Annotated in this window: 14 protein-coding genes and 1 pseudogene; 4 read left to right on the forward strand and 11 right to left on the reverse strand. The window is 66.8% G+C overall.

Translation table 11 applies throughout. From position 1 onward, the window contains the following. Positions 1-12 precede the first annotated feature (12 nt). Together AB4Z44_RS07565 and petA are read right to left on the reverse strand one after the other, a co-directional pair. Complete coding sequence (locus AB4Z44_RS07565; RefSeq protein WP_404713442.1) at positions 13-1,287, reverse strand: cytochrome bc complex cytochrome b subunit; 1,275 nt, start codon at positions 1,285-1,287, stop codon at positions 13-15. Between the two features lie 11 nt (positions 1,288-1,298). Beyond that, positions 1,299-1,868: a ubiquinol-cytochrome c reductase iron-sulfur subunit gene (petA, locus tag AB4Z44_RS07570; RefSeq protein WP_404713443.1), complete on the reverse strand. Its 570-nt coding sequence runs from the start codon at positions 1,866-1,868 to the stop codon at positions 1,299-1,301. A gap of 209 nt (positions 1,869-2,077) precedes the next feature. Between petA and hemF the strand changes: the two are divergent. Together hemF and AB4Z44_RS07580 are read left to right on the forward strand one after the other, a co-directional pair. Then, positions 2,078-2,921 (forward strand): annotated as a pseudogene (hemF, locus tag AB4Z44_RS07575) (oxygen-dependent coproporphyrinogen oxidase). Positions 2,922-2,978: 57 nt separating this feature from the next. Further along, positions 2,979-3,515: a GNAT family N-acetyltransferase gene (locus tag AB4Z44_RS07580; RefSeq protein ID WP_404714376.1), complete on the forward strand. Its 537-nt coding sequence runs from the start codon at positions 2,979-2,981 to the stop codon at positions 3,513-3,515. Here the strand turns inward: AB4Z44_RS07580 and AB4Z44_RS07585 are convergent. Continuing rightward, entirely contained in the window at positions 3,485-4,297 is an 813-nt protein-coding gene (locus AB4Z44_RS07585) for a hypothetical protein (protein WP_404713444.1), read from the reverse strand. The two genes, AB4Z44_RS07580 and AB4Z44_RS07585, sit on opposite strands and share 31 nt — an antisense overlap. A gap of 104 nt (positions 4,298-4,401) precedes the next feature. On the opposite strand from AB4Z44_RS07585, the gene lipB reads away from it, so the two are divergent. Together lipB and AB4Z44_RS07595 are read left to right on the forward strand one after the other, a co-directional pair. Beyond that, positions 4,402-5,070, forward strand: coding sequence for a lipoyl(octanoyl) transferase LipB (gene lipB, locus AB4Z44_RS07590; protein WP_404713445.1), 669 nt, complete (start codon positions 4,402-4,404; stop codon positions 5,068-5,070). An 84-nt stretch (positions 5,071-5,154) separates the two neighbouring features. Then, positions 5,155-5,346, forward strand: a complete 192-nt coding sequence (locus AB4Z44_RS07595; protein ID WP_404713446.1) for a hypothetical protein — start codon at positions 5,155-5,157, stop codon at positions 5,344-5,346. Between the two features lie 91 nt (positions 5,347-5,437). Here AB4Z44_RS07595 and AB4Z44_RS07600 read toward each other — a convergent pair whose 3' ends face one another. The 8 genes from AB4Z44_RS07600 to AB4Z44_RS07635 all read right to left on the reverse strand — a co-directional run bounded on the left by AB4Z44_RS07600 (position 5,438) and on the right by AB4Z44_RS07635 (position 18,158). After that, positions 5,438-6,673: a L,D-transpeptidase family protein gene (locus AB4Z44_RS07600; protein ID WP_404713447.1), complete on the reverse strand. Its 1,236-nt coding sequence runs from the start codon at positions 6,671-6,673 to the stop codon at positions 5,438-5,440. Positions 6,674-6,821: 148 nt separating this feature from the next. After that, a complete protein-coding gene (gene trxA / locus AB4Z44_RS07605; RefSeq protein WP_404713448.1) occupies positions 6,822-7,142 on the reverse strand; it encodes a thioredoxin in 321 nt (106 codons plus the stop codon). Positions 7,143-7,194: 52 nt separating this feature from the next. Further along, positions 7,195-10,641, reverse strand: coding sequence for a double-strand break repair helicase AddA (gene addA, locus AB4Z44_RS07610; protein ID WP_404713449.1), 3,447 nt, complete (start codon positions 10,639-10,641; stop codon positions 7,195-7,197). Beyond that, positions 10,638-13,568: a double-strand break repair protein AddB gene (addB, locus tag AB4Z44_RS07615; RefSeq protein ID WP_404713450.1), complete on the reverse strand. Its 2,931-nt coding sequence runs from the start codon at positions 13,566-13,568 to the stop codon at positions 10,638-10,640. The genes addA and addB overlap by 4 nt, the downstream gene beginning before the upstream one ends. 48 nt (positions 13,569-13,616) lie before the next feature. Then, on the reverse strand, positions 13,617-14,375 hold the full coding sequence (locus tag AB4Z44_RS07620; protein ID WP_404713451.1) for a nucleotidyltransferase family protein: 759 nt from the start codon (positions 14,373-14,375) through the stop codon (positions 13,617-13,619). Further along, on the reverse strand, positions 14,372-15,319 hold the full coding sequence (locus tag AB4Z44_RS07625) for an aminoglycoside phosphotransferase family protein (protein ID WP_404714377.1): 948 nt from the start codon (positions 15,317-15,319) through the stop codon (positions 14,372-14,374). Before AB4Z44_RS07625 ends, AB4Z44_RS07620 begins: the two co-directional genes overlap by 4 nt. Further along, positions 15,316-15,780, reverse strand: coding sequence for a tRNA (adenosine(37)-N6)-threonylcarbamoyltransferase complex ATPase subunit type 1 TsaE (tsaE, locus tag AB4Z44_RS07630; RefSeq protein ID WP_404713452.1), 465 nt, complete (start codon positions 15,778-15,780; stop codon positions 15,316-15,318). The genes AB4Z44_RS07625 and tsaE overlap by 4 nt, the downstream gene beginning before the upstream one ends. Beyond that, positions 15,777-18,158, reverse strand: a complete 2,382-nt coding sequence (locus AB4Z44_RS07635; protein WP_404713453.1) for an ATP-binding protein — start codon at positions 18,156-18,158, stop codon at positions 15,777-15,779. Before AB4Z44_RS07635 ends, tsaE begins: the two co-directional genes overlap by 4 nt. Positions 18,159-18,242 lie beyond the last annotated feature (84 nt).

An 18,242-nucleotide genomic window follows, 5' to 3' on the forward strand; every position in this document is an offset into this window, starting at 1 on the left:
CCCCCGGGAGGCTCAGGCTGCGTGGGCCGCGTCGGCATCCGAGCCGAGGACAGCTTCCGAGATCGAATTGGGCAACGGCAATGGCTTTTCCATCGCCGATACGATCGGCAGGATGATCAGGAAGTGCGCGAAGTAATAAGCCGCACAGAGCTGGCTCAACATCACCACCGTCGGCGTCACTTCGGCCTGGCCGAGATAGCCCAGGACGATCACGTCGACCACCAGCACCCAGAAGAACCATTTGTAGGTCGGGCGATAATTGGCCGAGCGGACCGGCGAGCGATCGATCCACGGCAGGAAGAACAGCAGCAGGATCGAGCCGAACATCGCAACCACGCCCCACAGCTTCGCGGGCACGCCTAGGAAATCGCCGGTGAAGGACTTCAGGATCGCGTAGAAGGGCAGGAAGTACCATTCGGGCACGATGTGCGCCGGGGTCGAGAGCGGGTTGGCCGGGATATAATTGTCCGGGTGGCCGAGCGCGTTCGGGTAGAAGAACACGAAGGCGCAATAGATCAGCAGGAAGACGAAAACGCCCATGCCGTCCTTGGCCGTGTAATAAGGATGGAAAGGAACCGTATCCTGCGGCCCCTTCACATCGACGCCGGTCGGGTTGTTCGAGCCCGGAATGTGCAGCGCCCAGATATGGAGCACAATCACGCCGGCGATCACGAACGGCAGCAGGTAATGGAGCGAGAAGAAGCGGTTGAGCGCGGCATTATCCGGCGCGAAGCCACCGAGCAGCAGGGTGTGGATCGGCTCACCGACAACCGGGATCGCCGAGAAGAAGCCGGTGATCACCTGCGCACCCCAGAAGCTCATCTGGCCCCAGGGAAGGACGTAGCCCATGAAGGCGGTCGCCATCATCAGCAGGAAAATGACCACGCCGAGCAGCCACACCATCTCGCGCGGCGCCTTGTACGACCCGTAATAAAGGCCGCGGAAGATGTGGATATAAACGACCGCCAGGAAGGCGCTGGCGCCGTTGGCGTGCATGTAGCGCAGCAGCCAGCCCGAATTCACGTCGCGCATGATGCTTTCGACCGAATTGAAGGCCAGATCGGCGTTCGACGCATAATGCATCGCCAGCACGATGCCGGTCGCGATCTGGATGGTGAGCGCGAGGCCCGCCAGCACGCCGAAATTCCAGAAATAGTTGAGATTGCGCGGGACGGGATAACCGGCGCCGATCGCGTTGTAGACCAGACGCGGAAGCGGGAGCTTCTCGTCCATCCACTTCATGAAGGGATGCGCGGGAGTGTAGTGCTTGGCCCAGGGGAAGCTCATCTAGGTCTACCTCAACCGATCTGGACGACAGAGTTGGATTTGAAGCTGTACTCGGGAACCTGCAGGTTCTTTGGCGCCGGCCCCTTACGGATACGGCCCGCCGTATCGTATTGCGAACCGTGGCACGGGCAGAAATAGCCGCCGAAATCGCCGCGATTCTCGCCCGAGGTGATGCCGAGCGGCACGCAGCCGAGATGCGTGCACACCGCCATCGTCACCAGCCACTGCTCGTGGCCCGGCTTGGTGCGCTCGGCCAGGGTCTGCGGATCGCGGAGCGTCGAAACCTGCACCGCATTGGCCTCGCCGATTTCCTTCGGCGTCAGGCGGCGGACGAACACCGGTTGCTTGCGCCACGCGACCTTGATGCCCGATCCGGCCTCAACCTTCGCGATATCAACCTCGATCGAGGCCAGTGCGAGCACATCGGCCGATGGGTTCATCTGATTCACGAACGGGATCGCGACGGCGACCGCGCCGACGCCAGCAAAGCTGACCGCAGCGATATTCAGGAAGTCACGGCGACGAACGCCATCCTCCTCCACATGCTCGTTGGGACCGTCGACATATTCGGACGTCGCCATTCGCGAAACCTTCTGCGTTTTCCCCTTTGCCGCAACGTTAGCGAACGCGCGGCGCGGTCGCCCGACCGACGACTGCTGCGCGCTGATAGACGCGTGTTTATCGATTTGCCAAGCACCCTTTGCGGCGCACACCGACGAACAGGCAAAGAGTGTGACTGAACTTGTCATGAGCGACCCATGCGGGCATCCGCCGCGCGGGAAGGAATGACATGATTTCACTCGATGCAGAGCAGCAGGCGGCGCGCGACTGGTTCGAATCACTGCGCGACCGAATCTGCGCGGAATTCGAAGCGATCGAGAGCGAAGGCGGCGGCGCCGCACGCTTCCAGTTCACGCCTTCGACCCGCGTCGATGCCGACGGCAGCGATGGCGGCGGCGGCGTCAAGGGGCTGATGAAGGGCCAGGTGTTCGAGAAGGTCGGCGTCAACGTTTCGACCGTGGCCGGAAAGTTCGCGCCCGATTTCGCGAAGACCATTCCCGGCGCGGAGGAGGATCCGCGCTTTTTCGCGACCGGGATCAGCCTGGTCGCGCACATGGCGAATCCCCATGTGCCGGCCGTGCACATGAATTGCCGCTTCCTCGTGACGACGAAGCGCTGGTTCGGTGGCGGGGCCGATCTCAACCCCGCGATTCCGCGCGATGACGATACCGCGCAGTTTCACGCCGCGTTCGAGCGCGCCTGCGCCGCGCATCCCGGACCGGGCGATTATCCGCGCTATAAGGAATGGGCCGACGAATATTTCTGGATTCCCCACCGCAAGGTCCACCGTGGAGTCGGCGGCATCTTCTTCGATCGACTCGAGGGCGATTTCGCCACGAGCTTCGCGTTCGTGCGTGAGGTCGGCGAAGCGTTCCTCGACGTCTTTCCGCGCATCGCGCGAGCGCGGATGGGAGAAACGTGGAGCGAGGCGGATCGCGCTGCCTTGCTCGCCTATCGTGGCCGCTATGCCGAGTTCAATCTGGTGTGGGATCGCGGCACGCTGTTCGGGCTCAAGACCGGGCATGACATCGACGCGGTCCTGATGAGCCTCCCCGCTCGCGGCGTGGAGTTAGCCGGTGCTGGCGCCGGTAGCGCGCGGCGAACTGGCCGCGATCGTCACGTCGCTGGAGATGCGCGCGCGGCCGCGGCCGGCGCCCCTGCCCGCCTCCCGCTTCAGGCTGGTGCGATGGGACAAGCCCGCGCCCGACAAATATCGGGCTCTGTTCAATCGCGTCGGCCAGAAATGGCTGTGGTTCTCACGGCTGCTGCTCGACGATGGCGCCCTGAACGCGATCATCCACGATCCCGAGGTATCGGTCTACGCCGTGATCGATCCGGCCGGGATCGAGATCGGCATGCTCGAACTGGATTTCCGCCAGGCCGGGCAGTGCGAAATCGCCTTTTTCGGGCTGATTCCGGAATTGGCGGGGAACGGCCATGGCCGCTGGCTCATGATGCAGGCAATGGCGCTCGGCTGGCGCAAGGATGTGACGCGGCTGTGGGTTCATACCTGCACGCTGGATCATCCGTCCGCCCTCGGCTTCTATCGCGCGCAGGGATTCGAACCGTTCGCGCTGGCGATCGAAACCTTCGCCGATCCGCGGCTGCTGGGTATCCTGCCGCGCGAAGCGGCGCCTCAGGTGCCGCTTCTTGAGGCAACCAGCTGACGGTAAAGACTGACGATCACGATCTGGATGCCCGCACTGGCGACCGCCACGCACACGCGAAAGAATACCTGCGCCAGCACGACGCCGACTTCGGGCTGTCCGACCGCCCTGGCCCCCAGGGTCAGGATCGCGCCGAGCGCGGAGGTCGAGGCTGCGACGACGATGAACGCCCCAAAAACATAGATGAGCAACGCGCCGGTCACGCGCCAGAAGGCACCGCTTGTGAGATCCCATGCACGACGCATCGCGGCGATCGGGCCGATCGGCCGCTCGACGATCAACGGCCCGAGCGGCATCAGGCGAATCGACAGAAACAGCATCAGGCCGATGATCAGGAACAATAGCAGCCCCTGCTGGGTGGCCGCATTGGTCGGCGCCAGATTGAGCAGCAGCACCGCCAGCACCGCGATGAACATCACGCCGAAGACCGTGAGGATCCCGGTTGCGACCAGCACTGCGACCCTCGCGAACGCGAGCCCGATCGCTTCGCGGACGCTGATCCTTGCGACCAGCCCCAACGCAACCAGCGCGAGCTGGCCGACACAACCGACGAGCACGACGGCGAGGCCGGTCAGCCAGGCCGTCATCGGGATCTGCGCCTTGCCGCTCTGCAGATCGGCCAGCGGCACCATCGGCGCTTGCGCCGATGCCGGCACGAGCAGATCGACCAGCAAGGGCGGCAGCGCCAGGAACATCAGCGTTACGGGCAGCAGCAGCCGCCACTCACGCGCGACGAACTGCTGCGCCCAAAGGTAGGCCTGTTCGACCGAAACCCGCTTCACGAACTCTCTCCCGGCATGGCGCCTCTATCCACGTCGAACCGCACAAAGGCAATCGGTGGCGATGCTTGCGTCGATCGACGGCGATGCGCACATGGGCGCCGACCATGCCCTCCCCTCCCCACACGATCGAATGGCGGATCTCGCCCGGCCTGACCGACTATGCCGAAGCCGTTGCGGCGATGGAGGCGCGCGTCGCCGCGATCCGCGCCGGCGAGGCGCCCGAACTGGTCTGGCTGCTCGAACACCCGCCGCTCATCACCGGCGGCACCAGTGCAGTTGGCGACGAATTGCTCGATCCCGGCCGTTTCCCGGTCCACGCCACCGGGCGGGGCGGACGCTATACCTATCACGGGCCCGGCCAGCGGATCGGCTACGTGCTGCTCGATCTCGAAAAGCGCGGGCGCGACGTGCGACGCTATGTGGCGAGCCTCGAGGATTGGCTGATCGGTTCGCTCGGCCGGCTGGGCGTCGCCGCACGCAAGGCGGATGGCCGAATTGGCATCTGGGTCGACGATGCCCAGGGCCGCGAAGCGAAGATCGGCGCGATCGGGGTGCGCGTGCGGCGCTGGGTCACTCTGCACGGCTTCGCGATCAATGTTTCGCCCGATCTCCATCACTTCGACGCTATCGTGCCGTGCGGGATCGGCGATTTTCCGGTCACCAGCCTTGATGCAATGCAGCGCAATTCGGGCATGGATATGTTGGATCTGGCGCTGAAAGACGAATTTTTTAATTTTCTTCAATCACTTAACAACAATAGCATCGGCCCTTGAGGCGATGGCGCATTGTGGTAAAGTCCGCCGCGATTTGGGAATGAGGCAAGCCCAGTCCAAATCAACACACTAGGGAGTCTGGACATGCAAGACATTCTGAAGAAGACCGTTGCCGTGGCGATGGTTGCCGGCGCGGCTCTGGCGCTTTCGGCCTGCAAGAGCGAGACGACGAACACCACCACCGAGAACGTGTCGATGACCGACATGAACACGACCGGCACGATGAACGACACCTCGACCAACGTGATGGGCGACAACGCTTCCAACGCGAACTGATCGCGGTCTTCTTCCGCACATGAAAAGGGCCGCCCGGCAGCCGGGCGGCCCTTTTTTGGGCTCCTCGACGAGCAAACTCGGAAGGCCGGTTCTACCGAAGCGCCGCTACCTGCACCGCGCGGCCGATCGGTCGGCTGTCCAACCGCGTGAGGATCTGCGCGTCGTAGCCGTATGGATCGGAGTAGCTGGCAAGGTTGGTCGGATCGTTCCCGTCGAGGGTGAAATAGACGATGTAGACCTGCCAGGTGCGCGGCAACCGCAGGGTCGCGGTCGCCGGGCTCGCCAGCGCCTCGTCGAATTGCGCGGTGTCGCCGCCATCCTCACCCAGCAACTGCGCCGCAAGCTGGTCGATATTCTTCACCCGGATGCAGCCATGGCTGAGCGCACGCTCGTCACGGCCGAAGGCGGACTTGGCGGGCGTATCGTGGAGATAGATCGCCTGATCGTTGGCGAGATTGAATTTGATCTTGCCCAGCGCATTGCGCGGCCCAGGCGGCTGCCGCACCGCATAGCCGCCATTGGCGCTCGCCTTGAACTGATAGCCGCCTTTGCCCGGCCGCAGGTTCGAGCTTTTCACGATGCTGGCGGGAACATTCCACCAGGGATTGACGACGAACGAATTGGTCGGCGACGCCAGCATCGGGGTACGCGTCTTCGGTGCGCCGACAACCACGTCGTACGACGCCACCGATGCGCCGTCCGTCATGACCTGCAGCTTGTAGCTCGGTACGTTGACATAAAGATAATCATCGCCCAGTCCACGCGGCATCCACCGCCAGCGCTCCATGTTGACGCGCAGGCGATCGCGCAGCGACGGATCGTCGGTCTGCGCCAGCGCCTCGCGCAAGGCCGCGTAACGCGGATCGGACGGCAGCAGCGACGCATAGAATTTGCGAATCTCACCCGAAGCGATCGCCTGCTGGAGCCCCTTGGCGAGTTCCTGCGGCTCGTAAGCAGGCCGCTGGATCATCCAGCCCATGTCGTCACGATCGCTGACGCGTCCGAAATAATAGTCATGCGCGAGTTGGACCGCTGCCGCATCCGCGACGGCATCCAGCGCAGGCCCCTGGCCGTTCTCCGCGACCTGTCGCAACCCGACCAGATTGTACGCCGATGGATCGAGCCCCTCGGCGCGAGCGCTTTCGATGACCTTGACGAGCTGGCCGACCGCTTCTGCGCTCCAGCGGCCGCCGACCGGAACCCTTTGCTCGGCCGGGTCGGGCTGCTGAGTTGAGCCGATGGAGGGGTTCCAAACGGCCGCGAGGACCGCCACCGAAAGAAATACACCGCGCCGCGCCAAGGCGGCATTACGCTCCAAACCCTTCATCGCTACGCTCCCAGAACACTGAGACCTTAACGATTGCGGTTCCGGCTCGATCCGTATTTTAGCCTTTGTCAACAACAAAATAAAAAGAGCCGGCGATGGAACCCACCGCCGGCCGCTCTAACTTCTCGTTTCGTCTTCGTTACGATGGTCAGATCGCGCTTTCGATCCAGCGCTTGATCTGGCTCTTCGGTGCCGCGCCAACCTGAGTCGCTGCCGGTGCGCCGTCCTTGAACAGGATCATCGTCGGAATGCCGCGGACGCCATAGCGGCCCGGCGCATCCGGATTTTCGTCGATATTGAGCTTGGTGATCGTCACCTGCTCACCCAGCTCCTCGGACAATTCCTCGAGCGCGGGGCCGATCATCCGGCACGGACCGCACCATTCCGCCCAGAAGTCGACCAGCACCGGACCCGAGGCCTTCAGCACGTCGCTCTCGAAGCTGGTGTCCGTTACTTTCTTGGTCGCCATCTCACATAACTCCTTTGTCGCCGTAACGATGTAGGCAGCCGCCATCGGCCACTCAACCGCCCGGCCCCAGCTTTTGCTCCACCCCGCCCAAGCTGGGCTTGTGCGCGGCGAGCGTTGCGGGCGGTAAGGTGATCAATCGTGGCCCCGATGTATAGAGCAACGCCGCCTCGATCGCGCGATCGGGAAAGATGGCGGCGAGCGCGGCCGCATAAGCACTCATCTGGCGCAAATGCTGTTCGGGTACGGCCTCGATCGTAGCCGGCACGCGGCGGCCGGTCTTGTAATCGACCAGGAGGACTTGGCGGTCGGTCACCAGGAGGCGATCGACCGTGCCGGCGACGACCAGCCCGTTCGGCAACACGGCCGCGATTGGCGCCTCGGCCAGCGCGGCCGGATCGAAGAGCGCCGCATGGGCCTGATCGGCGATGATCGCGCAGACCTCGGCGACCAGCTGGCGGCGCAATTCGGGATCGGTCACGCCGGCCGCACCAGCCAGCCAATTGTCGCCGATCTCGGCCCGGCGCGCGGCCGGTGCCGCCGGGAGACGCTCGAACAGGGCATGGAGCAACTGCCCGCGCCGTGCCGCCTCCAGCATCTGCGGCCCAGGCGGCGGATAGGCCGTGAGATCCTCGCCCAGCGACGATGGCGCCAACGGGCGCGGCGGACGGCTTTCCTGGGGTGCGGCCTGATGCAACCACGCCGGTGCGGGGATCATGCCGGGATCGCGGCCGGATGACGCGACCCGCAAGCGTCCGGCCTTGCCTGCGCTGCCATGATCGCGCGCGCCCAACCAGCGCTGATCGTCACGCTCCTCGGCCCCGAGCGCGATCAACGCCTTCTCCAGTTCCGCATACCAGCTTTCGGCCGGCGGTACGCCCCGCGCGCGCGGACCGAGCGCGCCACCGATCACCAGCTTCTCCTCGGCGCGCGTCGCCGCGACATAGAGCAGCCGCCAATGTTCCTCGCGCTCGCGCCGCTCGGCCGCCTCCAGCGCCTCGGCGAGCGTACCGGCCAGTTCCGCCTTGCGCGGGCGGAATACGGGCACGCGTTCGCCCTCCTCCTCCATCGCCCAATGGATCGTGCCGGCGCGCGAGGCGTCGGGATCGCCGGTCGCATCGGCAAGGATGACGAGCGGTGCCTGCAGGCCCTTGGCGCCATGCACCGTCATCACACGCACCGCATCGAGCGGCGCCGACGGATCGCGCGTGACCTCCACCTCGTCGCGATCGAACCAGTCGAGGAAGCGCTGCAGGGTCGGCGTCGCCTCGGTCTCGAAGGTCAGAGCGGCGTTGAGCAACTCCTCGATCGGATCGCGCGCCTCGCCACCCAGCCGCCGCATCAGCTTGCGCCGCCCGTCGAGCGCGCCGGACAGGATGTCTTCGAGGAAGCGATAGGGCGTCGCGAAATCGGCGCGCGCCAGCAACGCCCGCAGGCCGCTGCCCGCTTCTGCAAAACGCGGATCGTCGGCGATGCGGCTCCACAATCTGCCGGGGCGCTTGAATGCGGCGGCATAGAGATCGTCCTGGCTCAGCCCGAACAGAGGCGAGACGAGCAGGTTGGCGAGATTGAGATCGTCCTCGGGCTGGAGCACGAAGCGGATCGCCGCCATCAGATCGCGCACCGCCAGCGGCGCATCGAGCCGCAGCCGATCGACGCCCGCCACCGGCACGCCTTCGGCATGGAGCCGCGCGACGATCAGCGAAGCGAGTTCGCCGCGTTTACGCACGAGGATCAGCACATCCTCTGGCCGCAACGGCCGTCCCTTGCCGGGCAGCCACATCGGCGCATCAATCCACTCGCGGATCTGCGCCGCCAGCCGGGTCGCGAATTCGCGCGTGGCGTCGTCGATCCAGCCTTCCTCACCCCCCTCCTCGGGCATGGCGTCGAGATCGAGCGAAACCGGGCGCCACAAGGTCACCTGCCCGGGCAGATCGTCGCGCGCGCTGATATGCGCGCGCGCTTCGTCGTACAGGCCCAGCCGCTCGGTGCCGAGTTGCGCCACCAGTTGATCGACCAGTTCGAGCACCGGCGGGGTCGATCGGAACGAACGATCGAGCGACAGATCGGTCAGGCGCCGCTCGCCGCCCTCTATCACGCGGCGGAAATATTCGCGGGCGAAGACGAAGGCGGCGGGATCGGTGCCCTGGAAGCCGAAGATCGCCTGCTTGAAATCCCCGACCGAGAAGATCGTGCGATTGGCACGGTTGTCGTCCTCCGGCGCCTCGCTGTAGAATTCCTCGGCGAGCGCGGCCACGATCGCCCATTGATTGGGGTTGGTATCCTGCCCCTCGTCGACCAGGATGTGATCGGTGCGGCGATCGAGCTTGTAGCGGATCCACTCGCCGATCCCGGGCCGCTGCAGCAACGCCACCGCCAGCCTGATCAGATCGTCGAAATCGACCACGCCCTGGATGCGCTTGGCATCGGCATAAGCGAGCGCATAGGACTGCCCTGCCCGCAGCCCCGCCGCCAGCAGCCCGGCCAGTTCGGCGCGGCTGCGCAGCGACAGCAAGGCGGCGATCGCCTCGCCCAGCCGCGCACAATTGTCGCCATGCGCGGGATCGCAGCCGAGCAGTTTGGCGGTGAAGGCGCGCGGCTCGCCCGCCTTGGTCTGCGCTATGCCGATTAGATCGCCGAGCAGCACCGCACGACCCGCCGGATCGGCAGCGAGGAAGGCGGCGGCGAGATCCGCATGCTCCAGCCCGGTCTTGGTGCCCCATGTGGCATTGGCGGCGGCGATCCGGTGCAAGGTCGCGCAATCGAAACGGTCGTCGGCGCACGCCGCCGCAATGGCCTCCTCGACATCGCCGAGCGGTACGTCGAGCGCGGTGCGGACGCGCGCCGCAATCCCCTCGCGCGATCCGAGCGAGGCCAGCGCATCGGGCGCGCGGGCGCACAAAGTCAGATACCGCTCGGCCTTATCCTCGCCGAGCCGGCGGCTAAGCGTCTGGATATCGCGAATCAGCCCGAGATCGCCGCCGCGCTCGGCATTGCTGAGCAACTCGCCAAGCGTGGCCCGGCCGAGCGCGGCTTCGGCGCGCCCTTCCAGGGGACGGAAGCCGGGGCTGAGCCCCGCCTCGGTCGGGAAGCCTGCCAGGAGGGCCTGGCAAAAAGCGTGGATCGTCTGGATGCGCAGCCCGCCGCCCGGCGCATCGAGCACCTTGGCGAACAGGCGCCGCGCCTCGCGCACCGCCTCGTCATCATGCCGTTCGGCAAGCGCCTTGAGCTCCTCGCACAGCAGCTTCTTCGACATCCGCACCCAGCTGGCCAGCCGCGCCTGGATGCGCTCGGCCATCTCGGCCGCACCGGCCTTGGTGAAGGTCAGACACAAGATGCTTTCGGGGGCCGCGCCGTTGAGCAGCAACCGCAGCACGCGCGCGGTGAGGACGTGGGTCTTGCCGGTGCCGGCCGAGGCGGACAGCCACACCTGCCGCGCCGGGTGCGATGCGGCCGCCTGATCGCCCTTGAGCGGCTTGAGCAAAGAAATCCGCGCGCTCATGCGCCATCGCTCCGCGCGGCGCGGCCATACCATTCGTCGAGCCGCATCAGCTGGTCATAATCGCCATAGGGCGAATATTCGGGATGGAGCTTGGCGACGAACGGCGCATCGCCCTTGAGATAAGCCTCGACCGCGGCGGCCAGCACCGCCGCCGCACGCGTGGTGAAATCGGCCGGGTCGATCCCCTCCCCCTGCTTATTCAGCCCCACGGGCGTGGCGCGATAGCCGAGATCGCCGGCTTTGGCGGCGAGCGACCAATATTCGAAGATGGTCGGATCGTCGTGCAGGTCCTCGCCGAACCCGCCCCGCTCCGCGATCAGCCCGAGCAGGCCGAGTTGCATCGAATAGCCCTCCGCTACCGCGCGTTTGGATGGCGGCTTGCCGGTCTTCCAGTCGACGATGGCAAGGCTGCCATCGGGCAGGCGATCGATCCGGTCGACCGTGCCGTCGAGCGCGATGCCGGCGATCTCGATTCGACCTTTCACCTCGGCGGCGACCGCGCGCCGGCCCTTCGCGATATCGGCGGCGACCTCGGCCGCAACCCAATCGATCGCCTCCAGCAAGCGCGGCGCCCATAGCGTGCGCAGCACCGGATGCGCGGCAGTCTCGGTCAGCAACGCCTCGGCGCGCGGACGGAGCTTGGCGGGATCCCCGCCGTCATGCTTGATCCATGCCTCGAACACTTGGTGGACCGCGCTGCCGCGCCATGCCGCGCTGGGATCGGCATCGACCGCATCCCAACTTCGCAGCTTCAGCATCGCATCGGCGTAGAAAGCGAAGGGATCGGCCTTCAGGCGATCGAGCTTGGTCACCGCGATCCGCCGCGGCCTGTCTTCGACTGGTGGACGCGGACGCGGTCGCTCGGCAGGAGTAAAATCGTCCGGCCGGTCGATCGCATCGGCCCAGCGCCGGAGTTCACGCGCGGGGGCGATCCCGCCCGTCATCGCCTCCAGCCGCAGCCAGAAGCGTGACGGCACGGCCGGTGCGCGCGCATCGCGCCGGGCGCGGGTGAGGAGCACCTGCGGGCTGCCGAGCGCCGCGGCGAATTGCTGCGCCTCGATCCCGATCCGGCGCTCCAGCCCCGGCAGGCCGAGCGTGGCGCGGATCGCGGGCGCCAGCCACGGATCGGGCGCGGGCAGCGACGGCCACACGCCCTCGTTGAGCCCGCCCAGCACCATCAGATCGGCCTGCTGCAACCGCGCTTCGATCAGACCCCAGATATGGACACGCGGATGCCCGCCCTGCGGCGGACGCACCGCGACCGTATCGAGCATCGCCTTGAGGAAAGCCGGGAAGCCCTGCGCGCGCGCCAGCACCGGCCCGTCGATCGCCCCTGCTTCGAGCGCCGAGACAAGTTCGGCGGCGGCACGGCCGGCGGGGCGGTTCCACGCTTCGTCACCCGCAAAGGCGGTCGCTGCCTCGCGCAACGCGGCAAGGCTGCCCGCAAGCGTCAGGCGCCCCGAGAAGGCCGCTTCGAGCGCCTGGAGGCGCGGCAATGCCTCGCTCCGCCACCAGCCGAGCGCATCGGGCGCCATTTCTTCAAGATAGCGGGTGACCTCGTGCAGCCCGACGCCCGGGCGCGGCCCACGCAGCGCCTCATCGAGCAACCGTGTCCCCGCCAGCCAATCCAGCCTCTTCTCGCCCGCTTGCACGAGGGGATGCTTGAACAGCGCCAATAGCGCGACCGGTGCGAAACCCTCGGCCGCAGCATCGGCGATGGCGAGCAGCAGCGTGCCGGGCGGGCTCAGCGAAAGCGGCCGGCCGGCGCTGTCGTCCGCCTCGATACCCCAGCGCGCGAGATGCGCCGAGACCCGGGCCGCGAGGCCGCGATCGGACGTGACCAGCGCGGCGACATGCCCTGGCGTGTCGATCGCATGGCGCAGCGCGATCGCGATCGCCTGCGCCTCGGCAGCGGGGTTGGCGAGTTCGATCGCGCGCACGCCCGACAGCCGCCGCTCGCGCGCGGGCAGATCGGCCCAGCGATCGGTGAAGGCGGCGGGCGCCATCGCATTGCTGATCGCGCGCGCGCGTTCGGGCGCGGTGCCGACCCCGCCCCGATGGCGCCAGCGCTCGACTTCGCCGCGTCCGACGCCGATTCGATCGAGCAACAGGCGCAGACCATGCTGCGGGTGGGTCTCGATCGGCCGGCTATTCTCGCCGCCGCCCAAGGCCTGCCACTCATCGTCGGGCATCGTCCGATCCAGCCCGGGCAGCACGACCATGCCCTGCGGCAGCCGCGCGATGCACTTGAGCAGCCGCCCGACCGCCGGCGCAGCGGCGGTGATGCCGGCCGCGACGCTCAGTCCCTCGGGCGGATGCGCGGTCCAACGCTTCGTCGCGGCATCGATCAGCCGATTGCGCCGCTCGGCCAGATCGATCAAGCCGCGCTTCGCCAGCTCTTGCGGCCAGCGCTTGAGCACGACCTGCAGGATGCTGAGCGAGGCCTGCCAATGTTCGGACAGTTCCGCCGGCACCGCTTCGGCCAGGCGATCCGGCGACACTTCTTCGACGATCAATTGGTCGAGCGTGCGTGCCAGATCGACCGCCAGCCGCACCGCCTCGCCCGCCTCGATCGCCGCACCGGTGGCAAGGCGCGCCTCGCCGACCAGTCGCGCGAGGATCAACTGGCGTGAAACAGGATCGATCGCCGGCGGCACCACCTCGCCCTCGACCGGATCAAGCGCCGGGCCGAGCCGATCGTCCAGTTCGACATCGCCGATCGAAACGAGCCGCGGCAACAACAACCCGCCCTCGGCCCGCCGCACGAACGCATCCGTGATCGCGCGCTGGGCGCGATTGTTGGGCAGCAGGATCGTCGTGCGTGCAAGCGCGAGCCGGTCATCCCCCGTGCGGGCGAGCAAACCGGCGGCGAGCGAATCGGCGAACGAACGATGGATCGGGATGGTGAAGACAGTGGGGGCTGGCACGGGAACGACTTAGGAACATTCGCTGCCTGGAACCACCAAATTCAGACCCTAGGCCTCCAGCAACAACGCCTCGGTTCTCGCGATGGAAGGCGGCGTCCCGACATCGAACCAAAGCCCCTGATGCACGACCCCATAAAGCCGCCCCGCCGCAATCGCGCGATTCCAAAGCACGTTCATCGAGAAATGCCCCTCGGGCGGATCGTCGAAGAAGCGGCGCGAAACGAGTTGCACGCCCGTATAGACGAACGGCGCCACCCGCCCCTGCCGCCGACGCGAGAGCCGGCCGGCCGCGTCCATATGAAAGTCGCCCGGGCCATTATGGCAATTGGCGCGTGCCAGCGGCACCACCAGCAGCAGCGCATCCATCGCCTTGTCGTCCCATCGCGCCGCGAGCAGGCGAATCGCGTCGATCGGACCGTCGATCCACAGATTGTCGCTGTTGACGATCAGGAAGCGATCGTCGGGGATCAACGGCAGCGCCTTGATCACCCCGCCGCCGGTTTCGAGCAATTCCTTGCGCTCGTCCGAGACGAGCACTTCCATGTCGGTCGCCTGTGCCCGCAGATGCGCCTCGAGCGCGTCGGCGAGATAATGGACGTTGACCACCACCCGTCCGATCCCGGCCGAGCGCAACCGATCGATGACATGGTCGAGCAACGGCTTGCCCGCCACCTCGACCAACGGCTTGGGACGGGTCGCCGTCAACGGGCGCATGCGCTTGCCGAGCCCGGCCGCCAATATCATCGCCGTATCGATCGGCGCGGCCTCGGCATGGGGGCGGAGCGCCATCGGCGGTTGATTGGTCATGGGCGGAAATCGCTCCAGAAAGCGGCACGCTTTTCGCGCGGGATGTAGGCATCGAACCAGCGCGCGACCGGCTCCAGCGACGGATGGGCGAGATCGCGCTCCATATAGCCCCAGATGCGCGGCTGATAGGCTAGATAACGCGGCTTGCCGTCGCGCTTCCACAGCCGGGTGAAGATACCGAGGATCTTGGCGTTCCGCTGCGCGCCGAGCAACGCGTAAGCGGTGCGATCGACCGGTCCGTAATGGTCGAGCATCGCCGCCTCCAGTTCGGGCGACACGTCGCGCCGGGCATCCTGCAGCAGCGAGACCAGATCGTAAGCCGGATGGCCCGCGAGCGCGTCCTGGAAGTCGAGCAGGCCAAGGCTGCCGTCGGGAAGCAGCATGATGTTCTCGGCATGATAATCGCGCAGCACCGTGATCGAATGATCGGTGCAGATGCCATCCAGCGCGGCATTCCACGCCTCGGCGTAGCCGGGCGCCGGATCGAGCCCGACCGCTGGCATATACCAATCGGTGAAGAGCGCGGCCTCGCGCTGGTACGTAGCAAGATCGTAGGGCGCGAACGGGCCGGCCGGATAGCGATGAAGATCGCGCAGCAGATCGATCGCGGCCTCGTAGATTGGTCGCTCGCGGCGCTGGTCTGCGGCGATCACCTCGGCCATGCGGGCATCGCCGAAATCCTCCAGCAGGACCAGTCCCTGCGCCAGATCGCGCGCGAGGATGCGCGGCGGCGCGAAACCGAGATCGAGCAGATGATCGGCCACCGCCAGGAACGGACGACTATCCTCATAAGCGGGCGGCGCATCCATCAGCACCGCGGAGCGCCCGGCGCCCACGACGCGGAAGTAACGGCGAAAGGACGCGTCGCCGGCCAGAGGCTCTATGCGCGCGTCGCTCCATCCTGCTTCGGCGACAAAGGCGGCGGCGCCCGCTGGGGGCGTCATGGTTGGGCGGGCGGCCATCTTCCTTCCCATGCCGCGGGCGCTATCCAAGTCAAGCGGCGGCCGCCGCCAGATGCCGGTTCGAAGGCAAGCCGCAGCGCGTCCGCCCACAGCAGCCCGCCCATCCGTTCGGGCCATTCGATCAGCAAGACCGTATCGAGGCGCGCCTCGTCGAGACCGAACTCCGCGATCTCGGCGGCATCGTCGATTCGATACAGATCGACGTGCCAGAGCGGCAACCGCACGTCGGGCGGATCATAGGCGATGACGATCGGGAAACTGGGGCTCGGCGCCTCGCCTTCCAGGCCCAACCCCGCAAGCGTGGCGCGTGCAAAGCTCGTCTTGCCCGCCCCCAGCGGGCCCGAGAGGGCAACGACATCGCCCGGCCGGAGCAAGGGGGCCAGCGCAGCGCCCCACCGTTCGGTCGCGGCGGCATCACTCAACAGGGTCTCGCCTTCGCTCATTCGGGAATGCGGATGAGCGGCAGGCGGATGACGACGCTGGTGCCGCGCCCGACTTCGGACAGCAAATCGAGCTGCCCGCCATGCGCCTCGATCAACTGGCGGGCGAGCGGCAGGCCGAAACCAGACCGGACCGGTACCTCGTGATGCTCCACCCCGCCATCGTCGGCGTGGGAAATGATGGCGGGGCTGAAGCGATCGAAAATGCGTTCGCGCTGGCGGGGCGAGAGGCCCTCGCCATTGTCCGAGACGACGATCTCGCACTGCCCGTCGATGACGCGCGCGCGGACCAGGATCCGCCCCGCAGGCGGCGTATAGCTGACGGCGTTACGCAAGAGATTGTCGATCGCCTGCGCGAGCCGCTTGCGGTCGCCCGAAACCGTACCGCAATCACGCGGCACGTCGAAAGCGAGCGTAAGCCCGGCCCCGCGCGCAGGATCACGCTGCAGATCGACCGCGCTCTTGATCAGGTTGGTCAGATCGACCGGCTCCATCTTCATCGGCAGCGTGCCGGCGACGCTTTGCGTCAGATCGAGCGCATTGCCGGTCAGGTTGGACAGGCCTGCCACCGCGCTCAGGATGGCATCTACATATTCGCGCGCGGTGCTCGAAAGCTCGCCCGCATAGCCGCCCGCCAGCATCTCGGCGAAGCCTGCGATCGAGGTCAAGGGCACGCGCATTTCGTAGCTGATGCTGGAGACGAAGGCGTTCTTGAGCCGGTTGGCCTCCTCCAGCCCCTCGTTCCGATCGCGCAGCGCCTGCTCGATCCCGCTGCTCGCGGTGATGTCGAGCAAGGCAAACAGCGCATTGCCGTCGGGCAGCGGCACCGCGGCAAATTCGAAATGGCGCCCGTCGAGCAGGCTGATCCGGCCCGAGCGGTGCTGGCGCTCGACCGTGGCGATCCGCACCATATCGCGCAGCAGGCCGGCGCGCGACGGATCGAGCAGCTTCGGCGCGATGGTCTGCACCAACGCGTCCACCCGCGGCTGGCGTGCCAACTCCTCTTCGGCCAGATCCCACACGTCGCGGAACTTGTTGTTCCACAAATGCAGACGCCCGTCGGCCGCGAACACACCGATCGCCTCGAACAGGTTGTCGAACGTGGCGGTCCGCACGCGAAGCAACGTATCGCGTGCGGAGGCCAGCTGGAGATGTTCGGTCCGGTCTTCGAAGATCAGCAGCAGCCCGCGATCGGGCAGCGGCTGTGCGACGACCCGCAGGTGGGTGCCACCCGGAAGCAGCCAATTCTCCTCGATCGGCCCGGTGGTGGCGAACCATTGGCGACGCTCGGCCTTCCAGCCGGGAAAGTCGCGGCTTTCGGGCGCACGCTCGGCTTCGCGCATCCGTTCGAGTACGTGGTCGAATTCCGGGCGATCGGCGAGCCAATCGGGCTCCATCGCGAACAGGCGCGCGAAATGGCGGTTGTAGAAGACGAGATTGTGGTCGGCCCCGAACTGCGCCACGCCCGCCGCCAGCCGATCGAGCATGTCGCGCTGCGCGCGGACGAACAGCCCCAGATCGGCGCGAGCCTCCTCCAGTTCCTGGATGTCGATCGCATAGCCCGCAACACCCGCCTCGCCGATCGGCACATCGACCACGCGCATCATCCGCCGTTGGCCGGCAATGATCGCGGGCGCCGTGCGCACAGAGATCTGCCCGCGTTCGCGCGCCATGCCCGCGCTGGCTTGCGGGGTAAGGCCGGTGCCGGCTTCGATCAGTTCCAACCCGCGCGAGATCACCTCGGCGGCATTCTCGGCCTCGATTGCGCGGACATAGGCCCCATTGACGAGCACCAGCGCCAGATCGGGCCCGCGATGCCACATCGGGAAGGGCGCAGCTTCGATCAGCGCGGAAAGGCCCCGAAGCGCGCGCTCGAGCTTCTCGGTCTTGCCCTGCAATTCGATGGTTTCGCGCTGCTGCTCGGTTGCATCGAGAAACCAGAGCAGGACGAGGCGACGATCGAGCCCGGGCGGGGTGTAGACCTGCCCGCCCACCGTCAGCACCCGCTTCGAACGGGGCAGGCCGATCGTCAGCTTGATCGGCCGGCCGGTCGTGTGCGCCGACCGGATCGCGGTGGTGAGACTGAGCAGGTCATGCGGATCGATCCCTCCATCCTCTCCACCGAGATCGGCGAGTTGCAGCGGATCGCTCGTCAGGCCGAGCCAGGCGGCGATGCGAGGATCGGCATCGACGCGTCCGTCGGCATCGACCAGCATCGGTGCGGCGGGGGCGCCCGCCAGAAGATCGCCGATCGCCCGCGCTTCGATCAGCGCCCGGCGGCCGCGGCTGGCGAGACGTAAGCCGATGAAGGTCGCCGCAAACGCGATCGCCAGCCAAAGCGCCGCAGCGGCCGCCAGCAAAGGGCCGCCCGGATGAGTCAAATCTGGCTCTCCCGGCGGGAGGGTGACGGTGATCGGCCGTGCGTCCCGATTACCCTCACCCTTCCCTCGCCTCGCGGCGCGGGC

The sequence above is a fragment of the Sphingomonas sp. MMS24-J13 genome, assembly GCF_044905095.1.
Taxonomy (GTDB): Bacteria; Pseudomonadota; Alphaproteobacteria; order Sphingomonadales; family Sphingomonadaceae; genus Sphingomonas_I.

Bases quoted from the DNA above. Each gene is read 5' to 3' on its own strand.
- AB4Z44_RS07565 (WP_404713442.1), bottom strand. From the start codon at position 1,287: ATGAGCTTCCCCTGGGCCAAGCACTACACTCCCGCGCATCCCTTCATG.
- petA (WP_404713443.1), bottom strand. From the start codon at position 1,868: ATGGCGACGTCCGAATATGTCGACGGTCCCAACGAGCATGTGGAGGAG.
- AB4Z44_RS07580 (WP_404714376.1), top strand. From the start codon at position 2,979: ATGCGCGCGCGGCCGCGGCCGGCGCCCCTGCCCGCCTCCCGCTTCAGG.
- lipB (WP_404713445.1), top strand. From the start codon at position 4,402: ATGCCCTCCCCTCCCCACACGATCGAATGGCGGATCTCGCCCGGCCTG.
- AB4Z44_RS07595 (WP_404713446.1), top strand. From the start codon at position 5,155: ATGCAAGACATTCTGAAGAAGACCGTTGCCGTGGCGATGGTTGCCGGC.
- AB4Z44_RS07600 (WP_404713447.1), bottom strand. From the start codon at position 6,673: ATGAAGGGTTTGGAGCGTAATGCCGCCTTGGCGCGGCGCGGTGTATTT.
- trxA (WP_404713448.1), bottom strand. From the start codon at position 7,142: ATGGCGACCAAGAAAGTAACGGACACCAGCTTCGAGAGCGACGTGCTG.
- addA (WP_404713449.1), bottom strand. From the start codon at position 10,641: ATGAGCGCGCGGATTTCTTTGCTCAAGCCGCTCAAGGGCGATCAGGCG.
- AB4Z44_RS07620 (WP_404713451.1), bottom strand. From the start codon at position 14,375: ATGACCAATCAACCGCCGATGGCGCTCCGCCCCCATGCCGAGGCCGCG.
- AB4Z44_RS07625 (WP_404714377.1), bottom strand. From the start codon at position 15,319: ATGACGCCCCCAGCGGGCGCCGCCGCCTTTGTCGCCGAAGCAGGATGG.
- tsaE (WP_404713452.1), bottom strand. From the start codon at position 15,780: ATGAGCGAAGGCGAGACCCTGTTGAGTGATGCCGCCGCGACCGAACGG.